This window comes from Algibacter sp. R77976 (genome assembly GCF_044594645.1).
Taxonomy (GTDB): Bacteria; Bacteroidota; Bacteroidia; order Flavobacteriales; family Flavobacteriaceae; genus Algibacter_B.
This window is the reverse complement of the sequence record NZ_CP138989.1, coordinates 3,622,375-3,638,108: the sequence shown is the minus strand read 5'-3', so window position 1 is coordinate 3,638,108 and position 15,734 is coordinate 3,622,375. Positions and strand designations below refer to the sequence as shown.

Below are 15,734 nucleotides of genomic sequence, written 5' to 3'. Positions count from 1 at the left end.
AAGTAGGCTAGAACTAGCAATAAATTATATACGGTGTTGCCATTAGTTTTTTTCTTCCGCTAAACATTTTTCCATTCCCAATTTCGCATTTTCAAATTCGGGAATGTATCTTTTTTTAAAACTCATTTTTGGTTTTCGTTTATCAACTTCTATTTTAAAATCCTCGAATTTTGGCAAGTCAAACTCATAAAATGCTTTTCCATTAAATTTCGGCATATTTTCCACATATTCTTTTGCTCTGAAGCAATTGTTTGGGAATTTAGTTGTCGCATAAGAAGCTACTTGACTTCCAACGTGTCGCATTGCAGTCAAAAATAATATTGCTTTTTCTGTATCATTTTGAAGATTTAGATTTTCCAAGTCAATGTTTTTTTTAGCTAAATCCATTGGTTTTTGTTTATTCAAAACATCTATAAAAATAGAACTATAATAAAACGCTAAAAGCTCATTCCTTTTCGGTAAGTTTTTAATTGAGTTCTTAATTACTTTTTTGGTTGATAGTTTTTTTAGTCCAACGTGTGGACCATTAAATGAATTCCATTTAAGCTTAGTATTCAGATAATGAGCAACGAGAGTATTGTCAGTCGGTTTGTTTAAAAACTGATTTGAGGTTATGTCGTTTTGTCTTTTGCTTAATTCGACAAAAAATTCCTTAATTTGATTTAATTCAGGTGCATTAAATTCCGAATTATTTGATGTTCCGTTATTTTCCCAAACAGCAATTATAAATTCTGGAATTATTTCATTGTATTCCACTTCTTTATTTTGTCCGAAAACGGAATTAATTGAAAGAAATAATATTGCTAAAATCGTTATTCTCATAGTTTGGGTCAAATTAATGGCAACGTTGTTGTATATGGTTTGTTGCGTGTTTTAAGCAACTAATTTAGTAAATATTTAACGACCAAGAAAGTCCGCGAGGACTTTCGTAAGTAGGCAAGAAGCCAGCAATAAATTATATACGGTGTTGTAAGCAGGCTTTTCATTCAGATTCCTTTTTTTTCTTGTATTTGTCAAGTTTAGTCTTGTCGAAATAATCATTTTCAATAGACCATTTTTTTAGAACTTCTATTCGATTTATCATTACTTCGCTAAATTCTTTTTCATTGAATAGTTTAAGTAAGTTATTTTGTTGTTCAAGCCACTTCTTAAATCCACAGCCTTCGATAGTCAATTTCTCAATAAACAGAACTTGTTCCTCAACTTCTTCCTCTGTTTTGTCTGGAAATGACTTTATTTCTTTAATAGTTTCTTGTGTTGAAATATCAGTTTCAGCAATTTTTTCAATACTCTCTAAATAGTATTCAGGCAGAATCTTCCTAATTTTCTCGATGTTAAATGTTTCTAATCCACCAAAACTTGGTATGTCAATTCCAAATTTTCTTGAATAGTCATATTTTACTACTGATATTGGGTATTTTAGTAAATGAAGAGTACAAACTATTGAAGCAATTTTTTCATAAGTATTCAGCCAAGAATCGATTAAGTCTGGCTCAAAAGTTTGAGAATTACTTTTGAATCGTCCAAGTTTATTTGAGTACTTATTACCTTTAGTATGAACGTAATTATGTAAAAATCCGAGTTCTTCAAATCTCTTTTTTAAATTATGCTCTTTGTCGAATTTCTTAATATTTTCATTTGACAATAGTACTTTCCAAATTGTACTTGCTCTTGGTGTATTCGCATCATTTGAATCTTTTGATGAAAGCCAATCTTGAACCATTTTATGACCCTCATCATTGATGTTGTAATAGACAGATAACATTCCTAATTCGAGTGCACTTCGTAAAGAGATAAAAGCTTGTTTGTAAAGTCCAAAACAAACTAAATTAAATGAGATTTGAAGTTCTTCCCAAGATTCCGAAAATGGAAATATATGTCCAGACCAAAAATTGTCCCAGTTTTGAGGAATTGTCATTCCAATTATGTGATAAAACCATCCTAATTCCTCTATCTTTTCTTTTATGTTAGGATTTTCCAATAAGTATTCAGAAGTCTTCTTGTAAACTTCAATACTTTTATCGGGTTCAAATATGTATGGTGTTATCTTCAATGTTAGTTGGATGTTCAGCTTGCTTACAACGGTTTTGTGTATGATTTCGTTGCGTGTTTAAGCAACTAAATTAGTAAACTAAAACGAACCAGAGGAAATTCCGAAGGAATTTCCAAGTAGGCGAGCACTAGCAATGAATTATACACGGTGTTGTGCATAGTTTTTAGTTTTCCCAAACAGAATAATCGATAACTTTCCATTCTCCATTTTCTTTCAATAACTTTCCACTACAACCTGCACCTTCTATTTTGTAATGTAATTCAAAATCAGTTGTGTCTTTTCCTATTTTTATTTTGTCAAATATTACAAAGTCTTTAATTCCTTCTTTTTCTAATTCTGACATTGAAAGTATTCTAACTTTTTGCCCAAACTTAATTAGATTTAAATTTTTGTCAATCAGTTCCGATTCCAATACTTTTACTGGTAATCTTTCTTTTACCTCTGGATGATAAATCCATTGAAGTTTGGGAAGGTCAAGTATTTTTTGAGCAATCAATTCGGTCTGATTCGATTCCGATTTTATTAATTCCGATTGAGTGATTGCGTTTTCAGAGTAAGATTGGTTTTCGGCTATAATTTTCGGCGTATTCTTACAGGAAATAAACACTAAAATTATTAATATTATTCCGACTATTTTTTTCATTTCGTGAGTTTTCTCAAATTATGCACAACGGGTTTGTGTATGATTAGTTGCGTGGTTAAGCAACTAAGTTAGCAAACTAATCACAAATAGAAAATTCCAGCGGAATTTTCGTAAGTAGTCTAGAACCAAGCAATTAATTATACACTTTGTTAGCAACTGGTTTTATTCATTTTTTCGCCCGAGTTTAAATTTCGTTGTATTTCTCAATTTCGTTTATTCTTTTTTCCTTAAAATCTCAAAAAAAATTCCGGATTTCATTCCGCTTTTTTTTTCCGAACGTTTTGCCTTTCCAATAATCAGCTCGAACCTTTGGTTTTCAGAATTTTCGTCGTTAGAAACTAAAGTTGGGAAAATCCATTTTCATAAAGTTCAGCCGTAATGTTTAGCCATTCTGCTATTCAGCCAAAACTTTTCGGTTAGCTAAATTTTCGATGTGAAAACTGATTTTGGGCGAGCCGAAATTCAGCGTATTATTCCGCCATATTTTTTAATTCAGATTGAGTGAAATTCCGAGTTGTTTTTCCGAATTCCGCTTTTCATTTTTCCTTTCTTAAAAAACTATAAACTTGAAATTTTGCACGATTTTCGTTGGTTTGTCAACTTGTTGCTAACGGTTACGTATAAGAATAGTGCGGTTTTGTGTCCGAGGATTTTCCGCAGGAAAATCGGAGTGACCAAATACGCACTAGCCTTTTGATTTAGGATTAAACTTAAGCATTGTTTTTATACAATGTTGTAGCCAGTTTTTTAAGAATAGAATGTATCATAGGTTATAAAATTCACTTTTTCCCCTTTCAAAATCTGATATTCAACCTCAAAGTAACATACTTTTTCTAAACCTTCGTAAAAGTCCGTTTTAAGGTTTTCTCCCCAGCTAATCACAAAATCAACGGATGTATTGTTTTCGTCAATTTCATAAATTCTTAAATTATAGTATATAATATTTAGAGGTTTGTTTGTGTCAACTTGATATTCTTTAGATTCATTATCACTAATTCTACTTGACGCATATACTTTAAAAACTCCATCATTTAATTCCTCACAATGAGATTTTAATTCAGAAATTAATTCCCGTGAGACTTTTTCAACAGGTATTTTGTCAAAAATCAAATCCTTAAGTTCTTTATTAAAATTGTTCATTTTTTTAATTGGCTACAACGTTAATGTGTATGGTTTCGTTGCGTGTTCAAGCATCAAAGTTAGCAAATAATAACCGAATAGAAAATCCGAGAGGATTTTCGTAAGTAAGCTAAAACTAGCAATGAATTATACACGGTGTTGGCAATAGTTTTTATTCTTCAGTCACAAATTTGAATGGAAGAAGAAATTTAACTTTCACTTTTTTATTATTTTTTATTTCCGCTGGTTTCCAGTCAGGAATTTTAGATATTACTTTATAACAAGCAGTATCGTAATCTTTTCTCAATCTTTCAATTATTTCTATATCTACGACTTTTCCTAAAGTGTCAACTACAAAAGTCGATTTGACTTTTCCATTTATATATTCCGTAAATCCTTGATGAAATTTGTAATTCCGCTGTATGAATTTAGTCAGCGAATCAAGTCCGCCTGGAAATTCAGGCATCTTTGTTAAACTCGAAAATTTTATTTGTTCGTTATTTTCATCTAAAAGCTGATATTCCAAATTCAGTCCGTTTTGAGATTCAACTTTTTTAAATTCCGATTGAGTGATTTCGTTTTCAGATTCATAATTTTTTTCCGTTTCTGTATTTTCGGAATTCTTACAAGAAATCAGAAGTAAAATTGTCAATATAATTCCTATTATTCTATTCAATTCGGGATTTTTCTTAAATTATTGCCAACGTGATTGTATAAAATTAGTTGCGTGAAATATTAATAACTTAAAAAATAAGCAATACAAAAGAATCACGCAAAAAGTTTCCAAAGAGGAAATAACTAGCAATTAATTTTATACGGTGTTGGCATACGTTTTTGTTTGTCGGTCGTTGCTTAAATTCAATTTTATGTCAGATAAAAAACTAGCTAAAAAAGGGTGTTTAGAAATAAAAAATAAAATTCATGTTTTAACACAGAATATTGATTTCATTTTAGAGAATCAAGATTTGTTAAATTCAGAAAAATTACACGCTCCAATAGGGTATATTGCTATCGGATGTCAAGCTGTTGAAGCAATTTTAGATGAAATTCGTAATCCTCGTTAATAATATTATTTTCAGAATAGTCAATAGCTATTTTAAAAGGTATATTTTTTAATATAGTTCTCCCAATTCCTCTCACTTCTTTAGACCAATATTCGTTCAGATTTTTATAATCTATTCGGTTATTACTGTAAATAACCCTTAATAAGTCTAAATCTCTTTCTCTTATAGATACTTTGTATTTGTTTATTTCTTTATTAATACTATCTAAATTATTTGATTTAAGTATATTTTTTATTAATACATATAAAAATTCATCTTCCTTTCCTTTAAACAATTTTACGTATTCATTATCCATAGCGTAGTCGGATGCCTTTTGCAATTTAGACAATCTATTAATATCTGATTGATTGTAATATTCCTCTGTTTTCATATTGTTATTTTTCTTATATTTGCGTATTGGTGTTTAAATGTATGCCAACGTGTTTGTGTATGATTAGTTGCGTTGGTTAGCAACTAAATTAGTAAACAAAAACGAACCAGAGAAAATTCCGAAGGAATTTTCCAAATAAGCAACGACCAAAGCAATTAATTATACACGGTGTTGCCCACAGTTTTTTTAGTCATCGAATCGCACATAAATTTCCTTTCGGCAACGCACTATCCATTCATTGTTTTCCTTTACTAACACAAATAAGTGCTCCTCATTTTGTTTATTATTCAGATAGACAATTGCTTTGTCGTTATAGACTAGAGGTAGGGTTATGGCAGGTCTTTTATTTTCACAATCATCCACAATGGTGAAATTGTCAGACAGCATTGTCGAGTCAATAGTTCGGTAATGTGAGAACCAAGAAATTTGGTCACGCATTTTAGATATTTCTTCAGGCGTTACAATTTCAGAGAACGAGTAAGTTTCCCGTTTTTCCATATCGATACAATGTCCAAACAAATTGTCAATCAATTCGGGATTACTTATCAGAAGTCCAATTCCCATATACTGAAGAAAGTTTTTGTCCAAAGTTGGTTTTCCGTTTTTGTAAAGTGCTTTTATTACTTCGTATCGTTCTTTTTGGATACTGTCATTTTGCCCATAAATTCCGCTAGATATTATTAAAAGAAGAAGAAGTATTTTAACTTTCATTTCGGTTTTTTTTTCAAATTGTGGGCAACGGTTATGTATAAGAATAGTGCGTTTTTGTGTGCGAGGATTTTCCGCAGGAAAATCAGATGTAACAAAAGCGCACGGACTCTTGATTAAGCACTAAACTACGCATTATTTTTATACGGTGTTACCCAACGTTTTTTTGTCCGCTATTTGGTCAAATAAATTCCAATATTTTTCAAAATCCGTATTATTGATTTCTGAAGTTTTAAAATGTTTTTTGAAATCTTTTAACATTAAGTTGTTGTCAGTCCAATATCCATAATTATTCTTAAATGGCATTTTCAAAATCACTTGTCCATTTTTATTTAATCCGATTTCGCGTTCAGGGATTCCAGTTTCAAAACCCAATTCAATGAGCCAGTTTTCTACTAGGTCAATTTTATTTTCAAAATCAGGATTCGCTTTGGGAATTATAAAGGTCAAAATTCCGACGATTGCACTTTTAAAAGTCCGTTTAACAATTCCGTCTGATTGAGTTTTTTGTTCCGTTTTTGGAGCTTTAAATTGTATGTAAGTAGCTTTTTTCAAATGTTGGGTAACGTTTATGTATAAGGAAAGTTGCGTGTTTGCGTGCGAGGATTTTCCGAAGGAAAATCAGATGCAAGCAAATAAGCAATGACCTTTAGATTAAGCCAAAATAGCAATTTTTTTTATACGGTGTTGCCAACCGTTTTTTATTCAGATTATTAATTTTAAAATCATATTTTATGTTAAAAAAAGATAATTCAAATCAGTTCGATATTCAGTTCTATTCTCTTTATAAAAATGGCTTGATTTCTGAAAAATCATATTTAATTGGAAGAGAATATCACACTATTTTTGTTTGTCATTCCATTCATCGAATTTCCCGTCATCCATCGCTTCCAAAATCTTTCTCAAATTTTCAGCATTCTTTGGTAAAGTTTTTAAAAAGGCTTCTCTTTCTTCCCAATTTTTTGTTCTCAAAATTGCAATTGGCATTGAAATCAGTTCGTCAAATTGTTCGTGAAAAGTTTTATTTGCCTCGATAAATCTTTCCATACTTTTTTTAGAAATTCCGTCAATCTTTTTAGAAACTAATAAGTTCATTTTATGCTCATTTCCTTTTTCAATAAATTCTTGAGCTTGTTTCAGTTTTTCAGGTTGGTATGAATCCATTGCAGATTTCATAAATTTCAAACTATTATTCTGCACAAAATATGCAACTGTTAGTCCAACTAAAATGACTGAATTTATAATTTCAAGGTATTTCATAGTTTTGAGTGAGTAATGGTTGGCAACGTTGATGTATAAGATTAGTTGCGTGTTTTAAGCACTAAAGTTAACAAATAAACCACAAATAGAAAGTCCGCGAGGACTTTCGTAAATAGGCTAGAACTAGCAATTAATTTTATACGGTGTTGGCAACTGGCTTTTTTCCGTAATTTGCAATGTCAACTTTTTCCTTATACATTAATAAACCAGCTTTTTGTGCTGCTGTTCTTTCTTCTGTTGACTCCAATTTATCCATAAATGACTTTGGTAACCTTAAGTGATTATTCATTGGATGTAATCCTGTAATATTTGGATTTCTTGAATAATTGGTTTTTTTGTGACTTATTTTGTACTCATTTGTTATAATCGCTAATATTTCTGGAATCTTACCTTTAAAGTCTATTGCAGATGAAAAAGTCATATCATCAACAAAAGAAGTAAAAGTCATATTGTTTTGTAGAGCATATTCAAATAACAAATCTCCAGTTTTCATAAAAACTAAGTTTGCAAGTGTAGACGAAGTTGGAGCTCCTTGTGGTATTTTTCCTTTGAAAGTAGTTAGTTTAGTCAAAATGCTAGATACTTGATGTGAAAAACCTTGTTTCACAAACATTTCGTTAACTGCTTTATTAGTAATAGAAGGGAAGAAATCTTTTAAATCAGTCGTGAATTTATATTTTTTTCCTTGATGTTGTTTTGCATTATCAACATTATCTTTTCCTTTAACTGCACCAAACGCATAGTTTGGTAATTCTATTTTTAAAAGAATATTTTTTTGTATTCTTTTTTGAATTACTTTCAGTCTGTTAATGCTTGGATTTATAATTCGTTGTTTGGGTTTTCCATTTTTGTCAAGTTTAGGGTTTCCAAACTTGTCTAGTTTTATAATTATCTTTTCTCTGTAATAATTATCTATGTTTTGTATAATGGAATCAATCTCTTTAAAATCAACTTTTAATGTATATGCTAAATACTTAGTTGACTTAATCATTAGGCAGCAAAAAATTGGTTAACTAATGATTTTATAGAAGGAGCAATCATTTGGAATGCTTCTTTTTTCTCTGGGTTTATATCATCATTATCTAATGATAAGAAGAATAAAATTGGTAATGGTGTACCAAGGTTATTAGAAATAATCTTTAAAATTGAAAGATTTGGTTCTTTGTTATTATTCTCTATTTGCGATAAGTACGAAGGTGTAATGTCGCAAAGTTCTGCAAATTGGTTTTGTTTCAAACCTTTTTGTTTTCTAATTGATTTTATTGCAAGTCCTAAGTCCATATTATTGTTTATTTTAAAAAAAATTAAGGGGTGTCAGTTAAAAAAAATCATTCAAATTTTCAAAATTTGTAAATACCTTTAAAAGTATTTCAATTGCTCTGAAAACAATACTCCAATCAATAGGCTTTTTATAGTCTGATTTTTTAGAGTTTTCTAAATAACTAATAGTGTTATTTAATTGAACTTTTTCTTCTTCCGATAATAAACAACGGTCCTCGGAAAGGATAGTTCTTATATTCAATATAAGACTATCAATGTTTTGATAATGTTTTTTACACATATTTTAAATAATTTAATTAGAGACGGAATTGTCTCTTGCCTATTTACAATACGCTCGTAATTAAATTCAATATGCGTTGTCCACATTATCACCCCAAAATTATTCTTGCCACTATAAAACTATTAAAATGTCTTAATCAAAATAGCAGTTATTGGTGTTATTCTTTTCAGAATATGACTTCTAACGTTTTTAGGGGTTGCCTAAATATGTCTTAACATCTCATCAACTGCGTAAACGCGTGTATCTGTATGTGCTGTCGCCAATAGAACCATAATTGGTTGTGTAACTTAATACACTTTAGTTGTTTTTGAATTTAATTACTTCAATTTTCAAAACTCTTTCAAAGAACTATGATGCAAATATAGTATGTATAATTCAATTACACAAGAAAAATGATAAAAAATTAACTGTGAGTTAAATAAATATATATTTTGATGTGTTTCAGGAACATTTTAAATGGTCGGAAAGTGTATTTTCAGCTTGTTGCCAACGGTCTCGTATAAGAATAGTAGCGGATTTACACGTACTAACTTTTCGGTTAAACACTAACTTTTTTATATTTACTTACTTTAGTTTTAGCAGTTAAACCGCTATTATTTTTATACATTGTTATGTGCAGGCTTTACCCTATTCTATTGCTTTTAGCCTCTATTATTTTCAGTTTTAATTCGTAGCTGAAATCTTCTTCGTAAATAATAGAAGTGATGATTTCTTTAAGTAAGTCTCTGTCTATTATATTATCAGCAACATCCACAGCAACATTTTCAGTTGATGAAATGAATTTAGATACAAGGTGGTCAAGTCCATTAATTTCCAAAAAATATGCACTTAGTGCAATAGAAGACCTTTTATTTCCATCATTGAAAGCGTGATTTTTATTTATGGAATAAAACAGATAAGCAACTTTGTCCTCCAATTCTGGATAATAGTTGTCATCTTGAACAAAATCTAATGTAGCGTGAAGTTGTCCTAAATCCTTTGCTCCAGTCATTCCGCCAGAATGTTCGATTATATAATCGTGCTCTTTAACTGCGTAATCAAAATCGAAATATATAAATGCCATACTATCGATTTTTAAGACGTTTAAAAACATCAATGTTTTCGTCAATTCTTTCTTCTAAAGCTTTACTCTTATCCCCTAAGAATCTCTCAAAATCAGATTGCGATACAGTATTGATATAGTTTTTTAAACTATCGTGGAATACTTTTCTAAATCCATAATCTCTACTAGCCATTTTTATTCTTGCATCTTCAATTAAAGGCTTGAATAAAGGATGTTCTGAAAACTGAAATAGAAGTAAGTCCATTTCAGATTTTGTTAGTTTTCTACCAAGAGAATTATATTTCTCTTTCATTTCGTGAGCAAGACCTGTCTCAAAAGAGGCTATAAGTTTTAAAACTTCTGAATACATTGTATCTCTAGCATTCTCCTTTTCACTTAGATTAAGTATTTTTTTATATTCTACAGCATTTTCTTTGAAAATGCATTCATAAATTTTACTTGTGTATATAGCGTATTTAAAATTCCCTAAATCTAAATACGCATTCAAAGCCTGAGTGAATTCTTTTCTATAGTGTGGTTCTTTTAGTATAGCATTTAAAAAGTCCTCGTCTCTTTGGTTTATGTACTTTGTCGAACCTCCAGCTTTTTCATTTAAAGTATCAATCACAATGTCAAGAATTTTACTTCTTAATGCTCTTGCCATTTCACTTTCAACCAATAGCATTCCTAAGTTTAAAAATGACCTAAAATTAAATACTCCTAATTGTGATGTTTTACTTGAAAGATTTATGATGTGACCAAAATCAGTTTTAAATTCTTTAAGGTTTTTACCTTTCAAGACAACATATCCATTGTGCTTGAGTTCCTTTTCAAAATTCTCAAGATATCTATCAATTGTTGCTATGTCTATTTGGTAAAATTCAGATATTTGTTGCCTAGTGTATTTATATTCTTCTTGAAATAGCATTCCAGGAACACCAAAGTAATCTCTTAGATTGCTTAATACTAGAGGATTATTTAATATGTTCTGTCTATCTATATTTGAAGAAGTTAAATCTTTCATTTATGCAAATTTTGTTGATAACTTTTATATGCTAACCGCACTTATGCGGATAGGATGTTAATAACTCAGAAAAAATGGTTATAAATCCGATTCACAAAATACATTAATTCAAACCATTTCGCAGCTTTTTATTCAATATTTTGATTAATGCACGATGCTTTTTTAGCTTGCACATAACGTGTTTGTATAAGATTAGTTGCGTGTTTCAAGCACTAAAGTTAGCAAATAAATCACAGATAGAAAGTCCGCAAGGACTTTCGTAAGTAGGCTAGAACCAGCAATTAATTTTATACGGTGTTACCTACAGTTAATTGTTCATTATTTTACCTAATGTATATTCAAGTGCTTTTCCAGATTCTACTTCAATATTAGGCTCAATTCCTTTTTTATCAATTCTTTCCCCAGAATAAGTAATGTAATCATTCAATGGTATTCTCAATGTAATTCCATTTTCCAAATCAAACTCATTTGATGACAACATCGCACCAGCTGTATGTTCTCCGATTATTGTTGCATATTTGTGAAGTTTTAATCCGTAAACAAATGGTTCACAAGTACTTGCTGTCTTATTATTAGTTAAAATAAAAACTTTACCATTAAAATGTTTTTTAGATGGAATTACTTTAAAATACGTTCCATAATTTTTAATTGCTATTTCAAACCAATTATCCATTGTTCCCCCACTAAATTCTGTGAATTTTGAATAATCTTCTTGATTTGGTGTTCTGTCAAATTCTTTATACCAATTTTTATTAGGAAAAACGCCAGCAATTATAGGTTTGTCAATTATATATTCAGCTAATGGAAAAGCTGATATATGATTTCCACCAGGATTGTTACGTAAGTCAATAATTAAATTTTGATATTTTTTATTGTCAATGATGTCTATTAAACTATCCATTTGTTCTTTAGAGCCAGAAAAACTTTTGACTTTTAAAACGCAAGTTTTACTATTAATCTCACTTATATTAGCAAAATTGGGATTAGCACTTTTATTTTCATTTTCGGGTTGTGATTTATAAAGATAATAATGTGAAAAAGGAAAATCTCTAGCAAATGCAGAAAAAGCAATTTGAAGTTCTAAATCGTCATTAATGTTACTACTTAATTTTAACATTCGTTTTTTAAACTTTCTCCAATGCTTTGATTTTAAAAAAGATTGATTATAAATATTTTTTTCTGTTAAAGCGAATATTTCATTAAAGGTTTTTTTATAATCTCTTATCGGTTTAATTTCTTTAATTTTAATTCCGTTTATTTTAGTTTCTGAACTGTCTTTTTCTATTAAAGTAATTAGTATGGAATCATTTTTAATTAATCCTTTAAACTTTTTTTGACTAAAAATCATTTGAAAGTTTCCGTCAAATACATTTTCGTTTATAGGTCCTTTAAAATATACAATTTCGGGATATTTAACAGAAGTTGCCATTTTTGCCATTGTAAATTTGAATCCACCAACAATATCTTTCAGAGCATTGTTTCTTGTTTTTCCGATAATTTCTCCATCTTTAATTTCGGTTGTGATGTAATAGTCAAAACTATTTGGATTTTTAATCAACCATTTTTCTTGTCCAAAGCAAATATTGGAAAAAAGTATAATTATTAGTAGGATGTTGGTTTTTTTCATAATTCTGACTAACGTAAAAATATGTTATGGAAATTCAGCGGTTTAATAAAATTTGATTTTCTCATTTTCTTTTATTTTTTAAGCCTCAATATACCCATTTTTACGTTAGCCAACGGGCTGAAGAATTTTGGGGTTTCTATGAGGGATTGTAGGTAACGTTGAGTATAAGAAACGTAGGGCAGGTGATAGGCGATACGTTTCGAATTGGTACTAAGCCAAATATAAATATTTTGCTTTTATCATTTTTAGTAAATGCCAAATTTTATATTTGGCGACTTAGTAAATAAACACAATCCTTTCGGTTTAACACAAACGCCCTATGTTTTTTATACCTTGTTGGCAACTGGCTTTTTATTAACGGACTTATGATAGAAATGACTTTCAAAATTTTCTTTAATAAAATACTCCAAAGGTGTCTTTTTTGTTAATGACTTAAATTCTTTAATAAAATGGCTTTGGTCAAAATATCCGTTATCTAAAATAGTGCTTAAATAATCAGTCTTTCTATTGAGAAGTATTTTCTTTACTACATCTTGGAATCGTGTAATTTTCTGAAATTCTTTAGCTGTTATTCCAAATTGAGACTTAAAACCTCTTTCAAATTGACGTAGACTTAAATTGGCTTTTTTGGATAGTATTTCTATTGTATTACTGTCAAAACCATAATACAATTCGTCCACAATTAAATCCCACTTATCGTTTTCAATTTTATGATATGCATTAAAATTATTAATCAAAAACGATTCAATTTCTTCAATTTTGTTCTGAATTCCTGAAATGTGTTCAAGTCTCTTCATTAAGTCTCTCCCTTTTTCCTTCCATAAATCTTCAACAGAAAAATAGTTGTTGTTTAATTCAGAAAAAGGGACTGATGTGAAATGCCTAAAAGCTCCACTTTTAAATCTTACAGATAAAAATGACACATTTTTTTCTTTGTCAAAATTCAGAATGCTTCTTGGACAAATTGTGTGTGATTTTGGAAGTGTTTTTTCATTAACAGATAAAGGGTTTTCTAAATAAAACACTAATTCTAATCCAGTTCCTGGAAGTATGGAAGGAAGTTCGAAATATTCAGAGTTCGATTTTTCAAAAGTGTAAAATCTGTCTATATATTTTGAAAGAAATGAACTTGGTTTATAAGATTTGTTCTTAAGCATTAAAGTTTTCTATTAATGGTTCTTTAGTTAACAGAGGTATTACAGAATTTATGAAATTTTTAAAATGTTCAGATGAATTGTGCTTTTCAACAGCCTTTTCATTTTCATATTTTTCATAGAAAAAGAATTCATTTTTCTTATAGGCATCTTTTGATAGCTTATATGTTAAGCATCCACTTTCAGAAATACTCTCGTTAACCATAGTTTTAGCTAATTTTAAAAATTCTTCTATTTTAGTTTCTTTTACACTTGCTTGTACTACTATTACTTTTTTCATATTGATATGTTTTACAATGCAAATATTAAAAAGAAGAGTATTGTATGATTGTAAAAAAGCGACATTGGTAATCTGAATGTTTTTCAGCTTGTTGCCAACGGTTACGTATAAGAATAGTTGCGTGGTTAAGCCTCTAATTTAGTAAACAAAAACTAGCCAGAGGAAAATCCGCAGGATTTTCCGAGTACACACAGACCAAGCAATTATTTTTATACAATGTTGTGTGTAGTTATTTTTTCGGATTAATAACTTTTGGCAGAACACGAGTATAACATCTAACATTAACTTTCCGTTTTCGGTAAGTCGATTTAGTCAGATTTAATTCCGCAACTGCTTTTTTAATATCTTTTTCAAATTCAGGTGAGCTTGGATATCCTTTAGTAGCAATATCAGACACGTTTCCTTTTTTGTCTACTGTAAACCAAACATACATTTCTCCAGAATATTCATAGTCTTTCTCAATCAGATTCAGAATTTGGTTACGTAAACTTTTTTCCAAACATTGCGTCCTTTCTTTTTCGTCCGAAATTCCGTCACAATCACTTTCGAAAGGTGTTTTGTCAACCATTGTAAAGTGAACTGTTTTTCCGTTTTTCTTTTTTACAAGTTTCAGGTCAGATTGAGAATGAATTATCGAGATATTTAAAAATCCGATAATAAAAGTCAAATAAATTAATTTCAATTTCATAGTATTTTCTGGGTTTCTCTAATTACACACAACGTTGTTGTATATGGTTTGTTGCGTATTTCAAGCAACTAATTTAGTAAATAATTACTGACAAAGAAAGTCCGCGAGGACTTTCGTAAATAGGCTACAACTAGCAATTAATTTTATACGGTGTTGGCAACTGGCTTTTTGTTCCGATTTAATATTAATTCATTATTTATTCCATTTGGTAACTCTATTAGATAATCAAAACTCCATAATGTTTCAATTACTTTTCGCATATTTTCAGTCTTATTGTCTAAAATTTGACTTACTTTTTTTAATGATTCCGTTGTTTGAATAAATTTCATTAAATAATAAGTGTCCAATTCTCCAAACTCAATTCCGTTGTTAATTTGAATATCTAAAAACTGCTCCGTATTTGTATTTGTAAATGAGCAGCCTTTTCCGTGAAAATGATATTTCCATTCATTATTTACTTCTCCTCTTTGATTTTCGCTTTTTTTGGTTTTTAATTCGTAAATCTCATTAGAGTTATTCAGATTAATGTCGAATGTTTCAGCCATTAGGTTCATTAGAGAATGAGCTGTTTTATCAAACAATTCAATACAATGATGAAATTCAAGTATATTTTCCAAAACTACTTTTGTTGATATACTTGGAAGAATATTCAGTTTATTCAGCCATTCAATTCGAGTCACGACATAATTAGGTAATTCCTTTTGTAAATCTAATACGTAATTTCTTGTCAATTTCTCATCAGTAACGACAAACAATAAAGTCTCATTTTCATTTAAAAGTTCTCGGACTTTTTCAATTTCAAGAGGTTTTTTGATGTTTATCGTCATTTTTTTCAGCTTGTTGCCAACGTTCTTGTGTATGGAAAGTTGCGTTGTTTGTGCTCGAGGATTTTCCGAAGGAAAATCAGATGTGTGCAAATACGCAACTCCGTTTTGGTTAGTACAAAATAGCAATTTTTTATACACGTTGTTGCCATTTCGTTGTTTTTTCATTTCAAGGTTTCTACTTAATTCCGATTCCTCAGAAAAGCTAAAAGGTCAGATGCAATTTACAAGTTCAGCTCTTGAGGTAGTTCATTAGCGTTTTATTCTGTCAACTTTTATTAATTCCGCAGGTGGCTAAATTCCGCATTTCGTTCGGG

18 protein-coding genes are annotated in these 15,734 nt (G+C 29.7%); all 18 read right to left on the bottom strand.

All coding sequences use genetic code 11. The features are described from left to right. Positions 1-42: 42 nt before the first annotated feature. Positions 43-822 (bottom strand): hypothetical protein, encoded by a 780-nt coding sequence (locus SJY43_RS15620; RefSeq protein ID WP_396601673.1) that lies wholly within the window; start codon positions 820-822, stop codon positions 43-45. Between the two features lie 160 nt (positions 823-982). After that, the gene (locus SJY43_RS15615) at positions 983-2,053 is read right to left on the bottom strand and encodes a hypothetical protein (protein WP_396601672.1); all 1,071 of its coding nucleotides are present in this window, start codon (positions 2,051-2,053) and stop codon (positions 983-985) included. 163 nt (positions 2,054-2,216) lie between these two features. Then, positions 2,217-2,696, bottom strand: coding sequence for a hypothetical protein (locus SJY43_RS15610; RefSeq protein WP_396601671.1), 480 nt, complete (start codon positions 2,694-2,696; stop codon positions 2,217-2,219). A gap of 747 nt (positions 2,697-3,443) precedes the next feature. Continuing rightward, positions 3,444-3,806 (bottom strand): hypothetical protein, encoded by a 363-nt coding sequence (locus SJY43_RS15605; RefSeq protein WP_396601670.1) that lies wholly within the window; start codon positions 3,804-3,806, stop codon positions 3,444-3,446. Between the two features lie 181 nt (positions 3,807-3,987). Next, positions 3,988-4,491, bottom strand: a complete 504-nt coding sequence (locus SJY43_RS15600) for an energy transducer TonB (protein WP_396601669.1) — start codon at positions 4,489-4,491, stop codon at positions 3,988-3,990. 332 nt (positions 4,492-4,823) lie between these two features. Continuing rightward, complete coding sequence (locus SJY43_RS15595; RefSeq protein ID WP_396601668.1) at positions 4,824-5,249, bottom strand: hypothetical protein; 426 nt, start codon at positions 5,247-5,249, stop codon at positions 4,824-4,826. Between the two features lie 186 nt (positions 5,250-5,435). Continuing rightward, positions 5,436-5,960 (bottom strand): hypothetical protein, encoded by a 525-nt coding sequence (locus SJY43_RS15590; protein WP_396601667.1) that lies wholly within the window; start codon positions 5,958-5,960, stop codon positions 5,436-5,438. A 138-nt stretch (positions 5,961-6,098) separates the two neighbouring features. Further along, positions 6,099-6,512, bottom strand: a complete 414-nt coding sequence (locus tag SJY43_RS15585; protein WP_396601666.1) for a hypothetical protein — start codon at positions 6,510-6,512, stop codon at positions 6,099-6,101. A gap of 285 nt (positions 6,513-6,797) precedes the next feature. Next, entirely contained in the window at positions 6,798-7,217 is a 420-nt protein-coding gene (locus SJY43_RS15580) for a hypothetical protein (RefSeq protein WP_396601665.1), read from the bottom strand. Positions 7,218-7,353: 136 nt separating this feature from the next. Beyond that, positions 7,354-8,208: a reverse transcriptase family protein gene (locus tag SJY43_RS15575; RefSeq protein WP_396601664.1), complete on the bottom strand. Its 855-nt coding sequence runs from the start codon at positions 8,206-8,208 to the stop codon at positions 7,354-7,356. After that, the gene (locus SJY43_RS15570; RefSeq protein ID WP_396601663.1) at positions 8,208-8,498 is read right to left on the bottom strand and encodes a helix-turn-helix domain-containing protein; all 291 of its coding nucleotides are present in this window, start codon (positions 8,496-8,498) and stop codon (positions 8,208-8,210) included. The genes SJY43_RS15575 and SJY43_RS15570 overlap by 1 nt, the downstream gene beginning before the upstream one ends. A 902-nt stretch (positions 8,499-9,400) precedes the next feature. Continuing rightward, complete coding sequence (locus SJY43_RS15565; RefSeq protein WP_396601662.1) at positions 9,401-9,841, bottom strand: type II toxin-antitoxin system death-on-curing family toxin; 441 nt, start codon at positions 9,839-9,841, stop codon at positions 9,401-9,403. A gap of 1 nt (position 9,842) precedes the next feature. Then, complete coding sequence (locus SJY43_RS15560; protein WP_396601661.1) at positions 9,843-10,844, bottom strand: DNA-binding protein; 1,002 nt, start codon at positions 10,842-10,844, stop codon at positions 9,843-9,845. 307 nt (positions 10,845-11,151) lie between these two features. Continuing rightward, a complete protein-coding gene (locus SJY43_RS15555; protein ID WP_396601660.1) occupies positions 11,152-12,471 on the bottom strand; it encodes a S41 family peptidase in 1,320 nt (439 codons plus the stop codon). A gap of 326 nt (positions 12,472-12,797) precedes the next feature. Beyond that, positions 12,798-13,628, bottom strand: coding sequence for a helix-turn-helix domain-containing protein (locus SJY43_RS15550; RefSeq protein WP_396601659.1), 831 nt, complete (start codon positions 13,626-13,628; stop codon positions 12,798-12,800). Next, positions 13,621-13,905, bottom strand: coding sequence for a putative quinol monooxygenase (locus SJY43_RS15545; RefSeq protein WP_396601658.1), 285 nt, complete (start codon positions 13,903-13,905; stop codon positions 13,621-13,623). The genes SJY43_RS15550 and SJY43_RS15545 overlap by 8 nt, the downstream gene beginning before the upstream one ends. 229 nt (positions 13,906-14,134) lie before the next feature. Beyond that, positions 14,135-14,593, bottom strand: coding sequence for a hypothetical protein (locus SJY43_RS15540; protein ID WP_396601657.1), 459 nt, complete (start codon positions 14,591-14,593; stop codon positions 14,135-14,137). A 143-nt stretch (positions 14,594-14,736) separates the two neighbouring features. Next, positions 14,737-15,585 (bottom strand): DUF6896 domain-containing protein, encoded by an 849-nt coding sequence (locus SJY43_RS15535; RefSeq protein ID WP_396601656.1) that lies wholly within the window; start codon positions 15,583-15,585, stop codon positions 14,737-14,739. Positions 15,586-15,734 lie beyond the last annotated feature (149 nt).

Coding starts and splice junctions, on each gene's coding strand:
- SJY43_RS15620 (WP_396601673.1), bottom strand. CDS start 822: ATGAGAATAACGATTTTAGCAATATTATTTCTTTCAATTAATTCCGTT.
- SJY43_RS15610 (WP_396601671.1), bottom strand. CDS start 2,696: ATGAAAAAAATAGTCGGAATAATATTAATAATTTTAGTGTTTATTTCC.
- SJY43_RS15595 (WP_396601668.1), bottom strand. CDS start 5,249: ATGAAAACAGAGGAATATTACAATCAATCAGATATTAATAGATTGTCT.
- SJY43_RS15590 (WP_396601667.1), bottom strand. CDS start 5,960: ATGAAAGTTAAAATACTTCTTCTTCTTTTAATAATATCTAGCGGAATT.
- SJY43_RS15580 (WP_396601665.1), bottom strand. CDS start 7,217: ATGAAATACCTTGAAATTATAAATTCAGTCATTTTAGTTGGACTAACA.
- SJY43_RS15575 (WP_396601664.1), bottom strand. CDS start 8,208: ATGATTAAGTCAACTAAGTATTTAGCATATACATTAAAAGTTGATTTT.
- SJY43_RS15570 (WP_396601663.1), bottom strand. CDS start 8,498: ATGGACTTAGGACTTGCAATAAAATCAATTAGAAAACAAAAAGGTTTG.
- SJY43_RS15565 (WP_396601662.1), bottom strand. CDS start 9,841: ATGGCATTTATATATTTCGATTTTGATTACGCAGTTAAAGAGCACGAT.
- SJY43_RS15560 (WP_396601661.1), bottom strand. CDS start 10,844: ATGAAAGATTTAACTTCTTCAAATATAGATAGACAGAACATATTAAAT.
- SJY43_RS15555 (WP_396601660.1), bottom strand. CDS start 12,471: ATGAAAAAAACCAACATCCTACTAATAATTATACTTTTTTCCAATATT.
- SJY43_RS15550 (WP_396601659.1), bottom strand. CDS start 13,628: ATGCTTAAGAACAAATCTTATAAACCAAGTTCATTTCTTTCAAAATAT.
- SJY43_RS15545 (WP_396601658.1), bottom strand. CDS start 13,905: ATGAAAAAAGTAATAGTAGTACAAGCAAGTGTAAAAGAAACTAAAATA.
- SJY43_RS15540 (WP_396601657.1), bottom strand. CDS start 14,593: ATGAAATTGAAATTAATTTATTTGACTTTTATTATCGGATTTTTAAAT.
- SJY43_RS15535 (WP_396601656.1), bottom strand. CDS start 15,585: ATGAAAAAACAACGAAATGGCAACAACGTGTATAAAAAATTGCTATTT.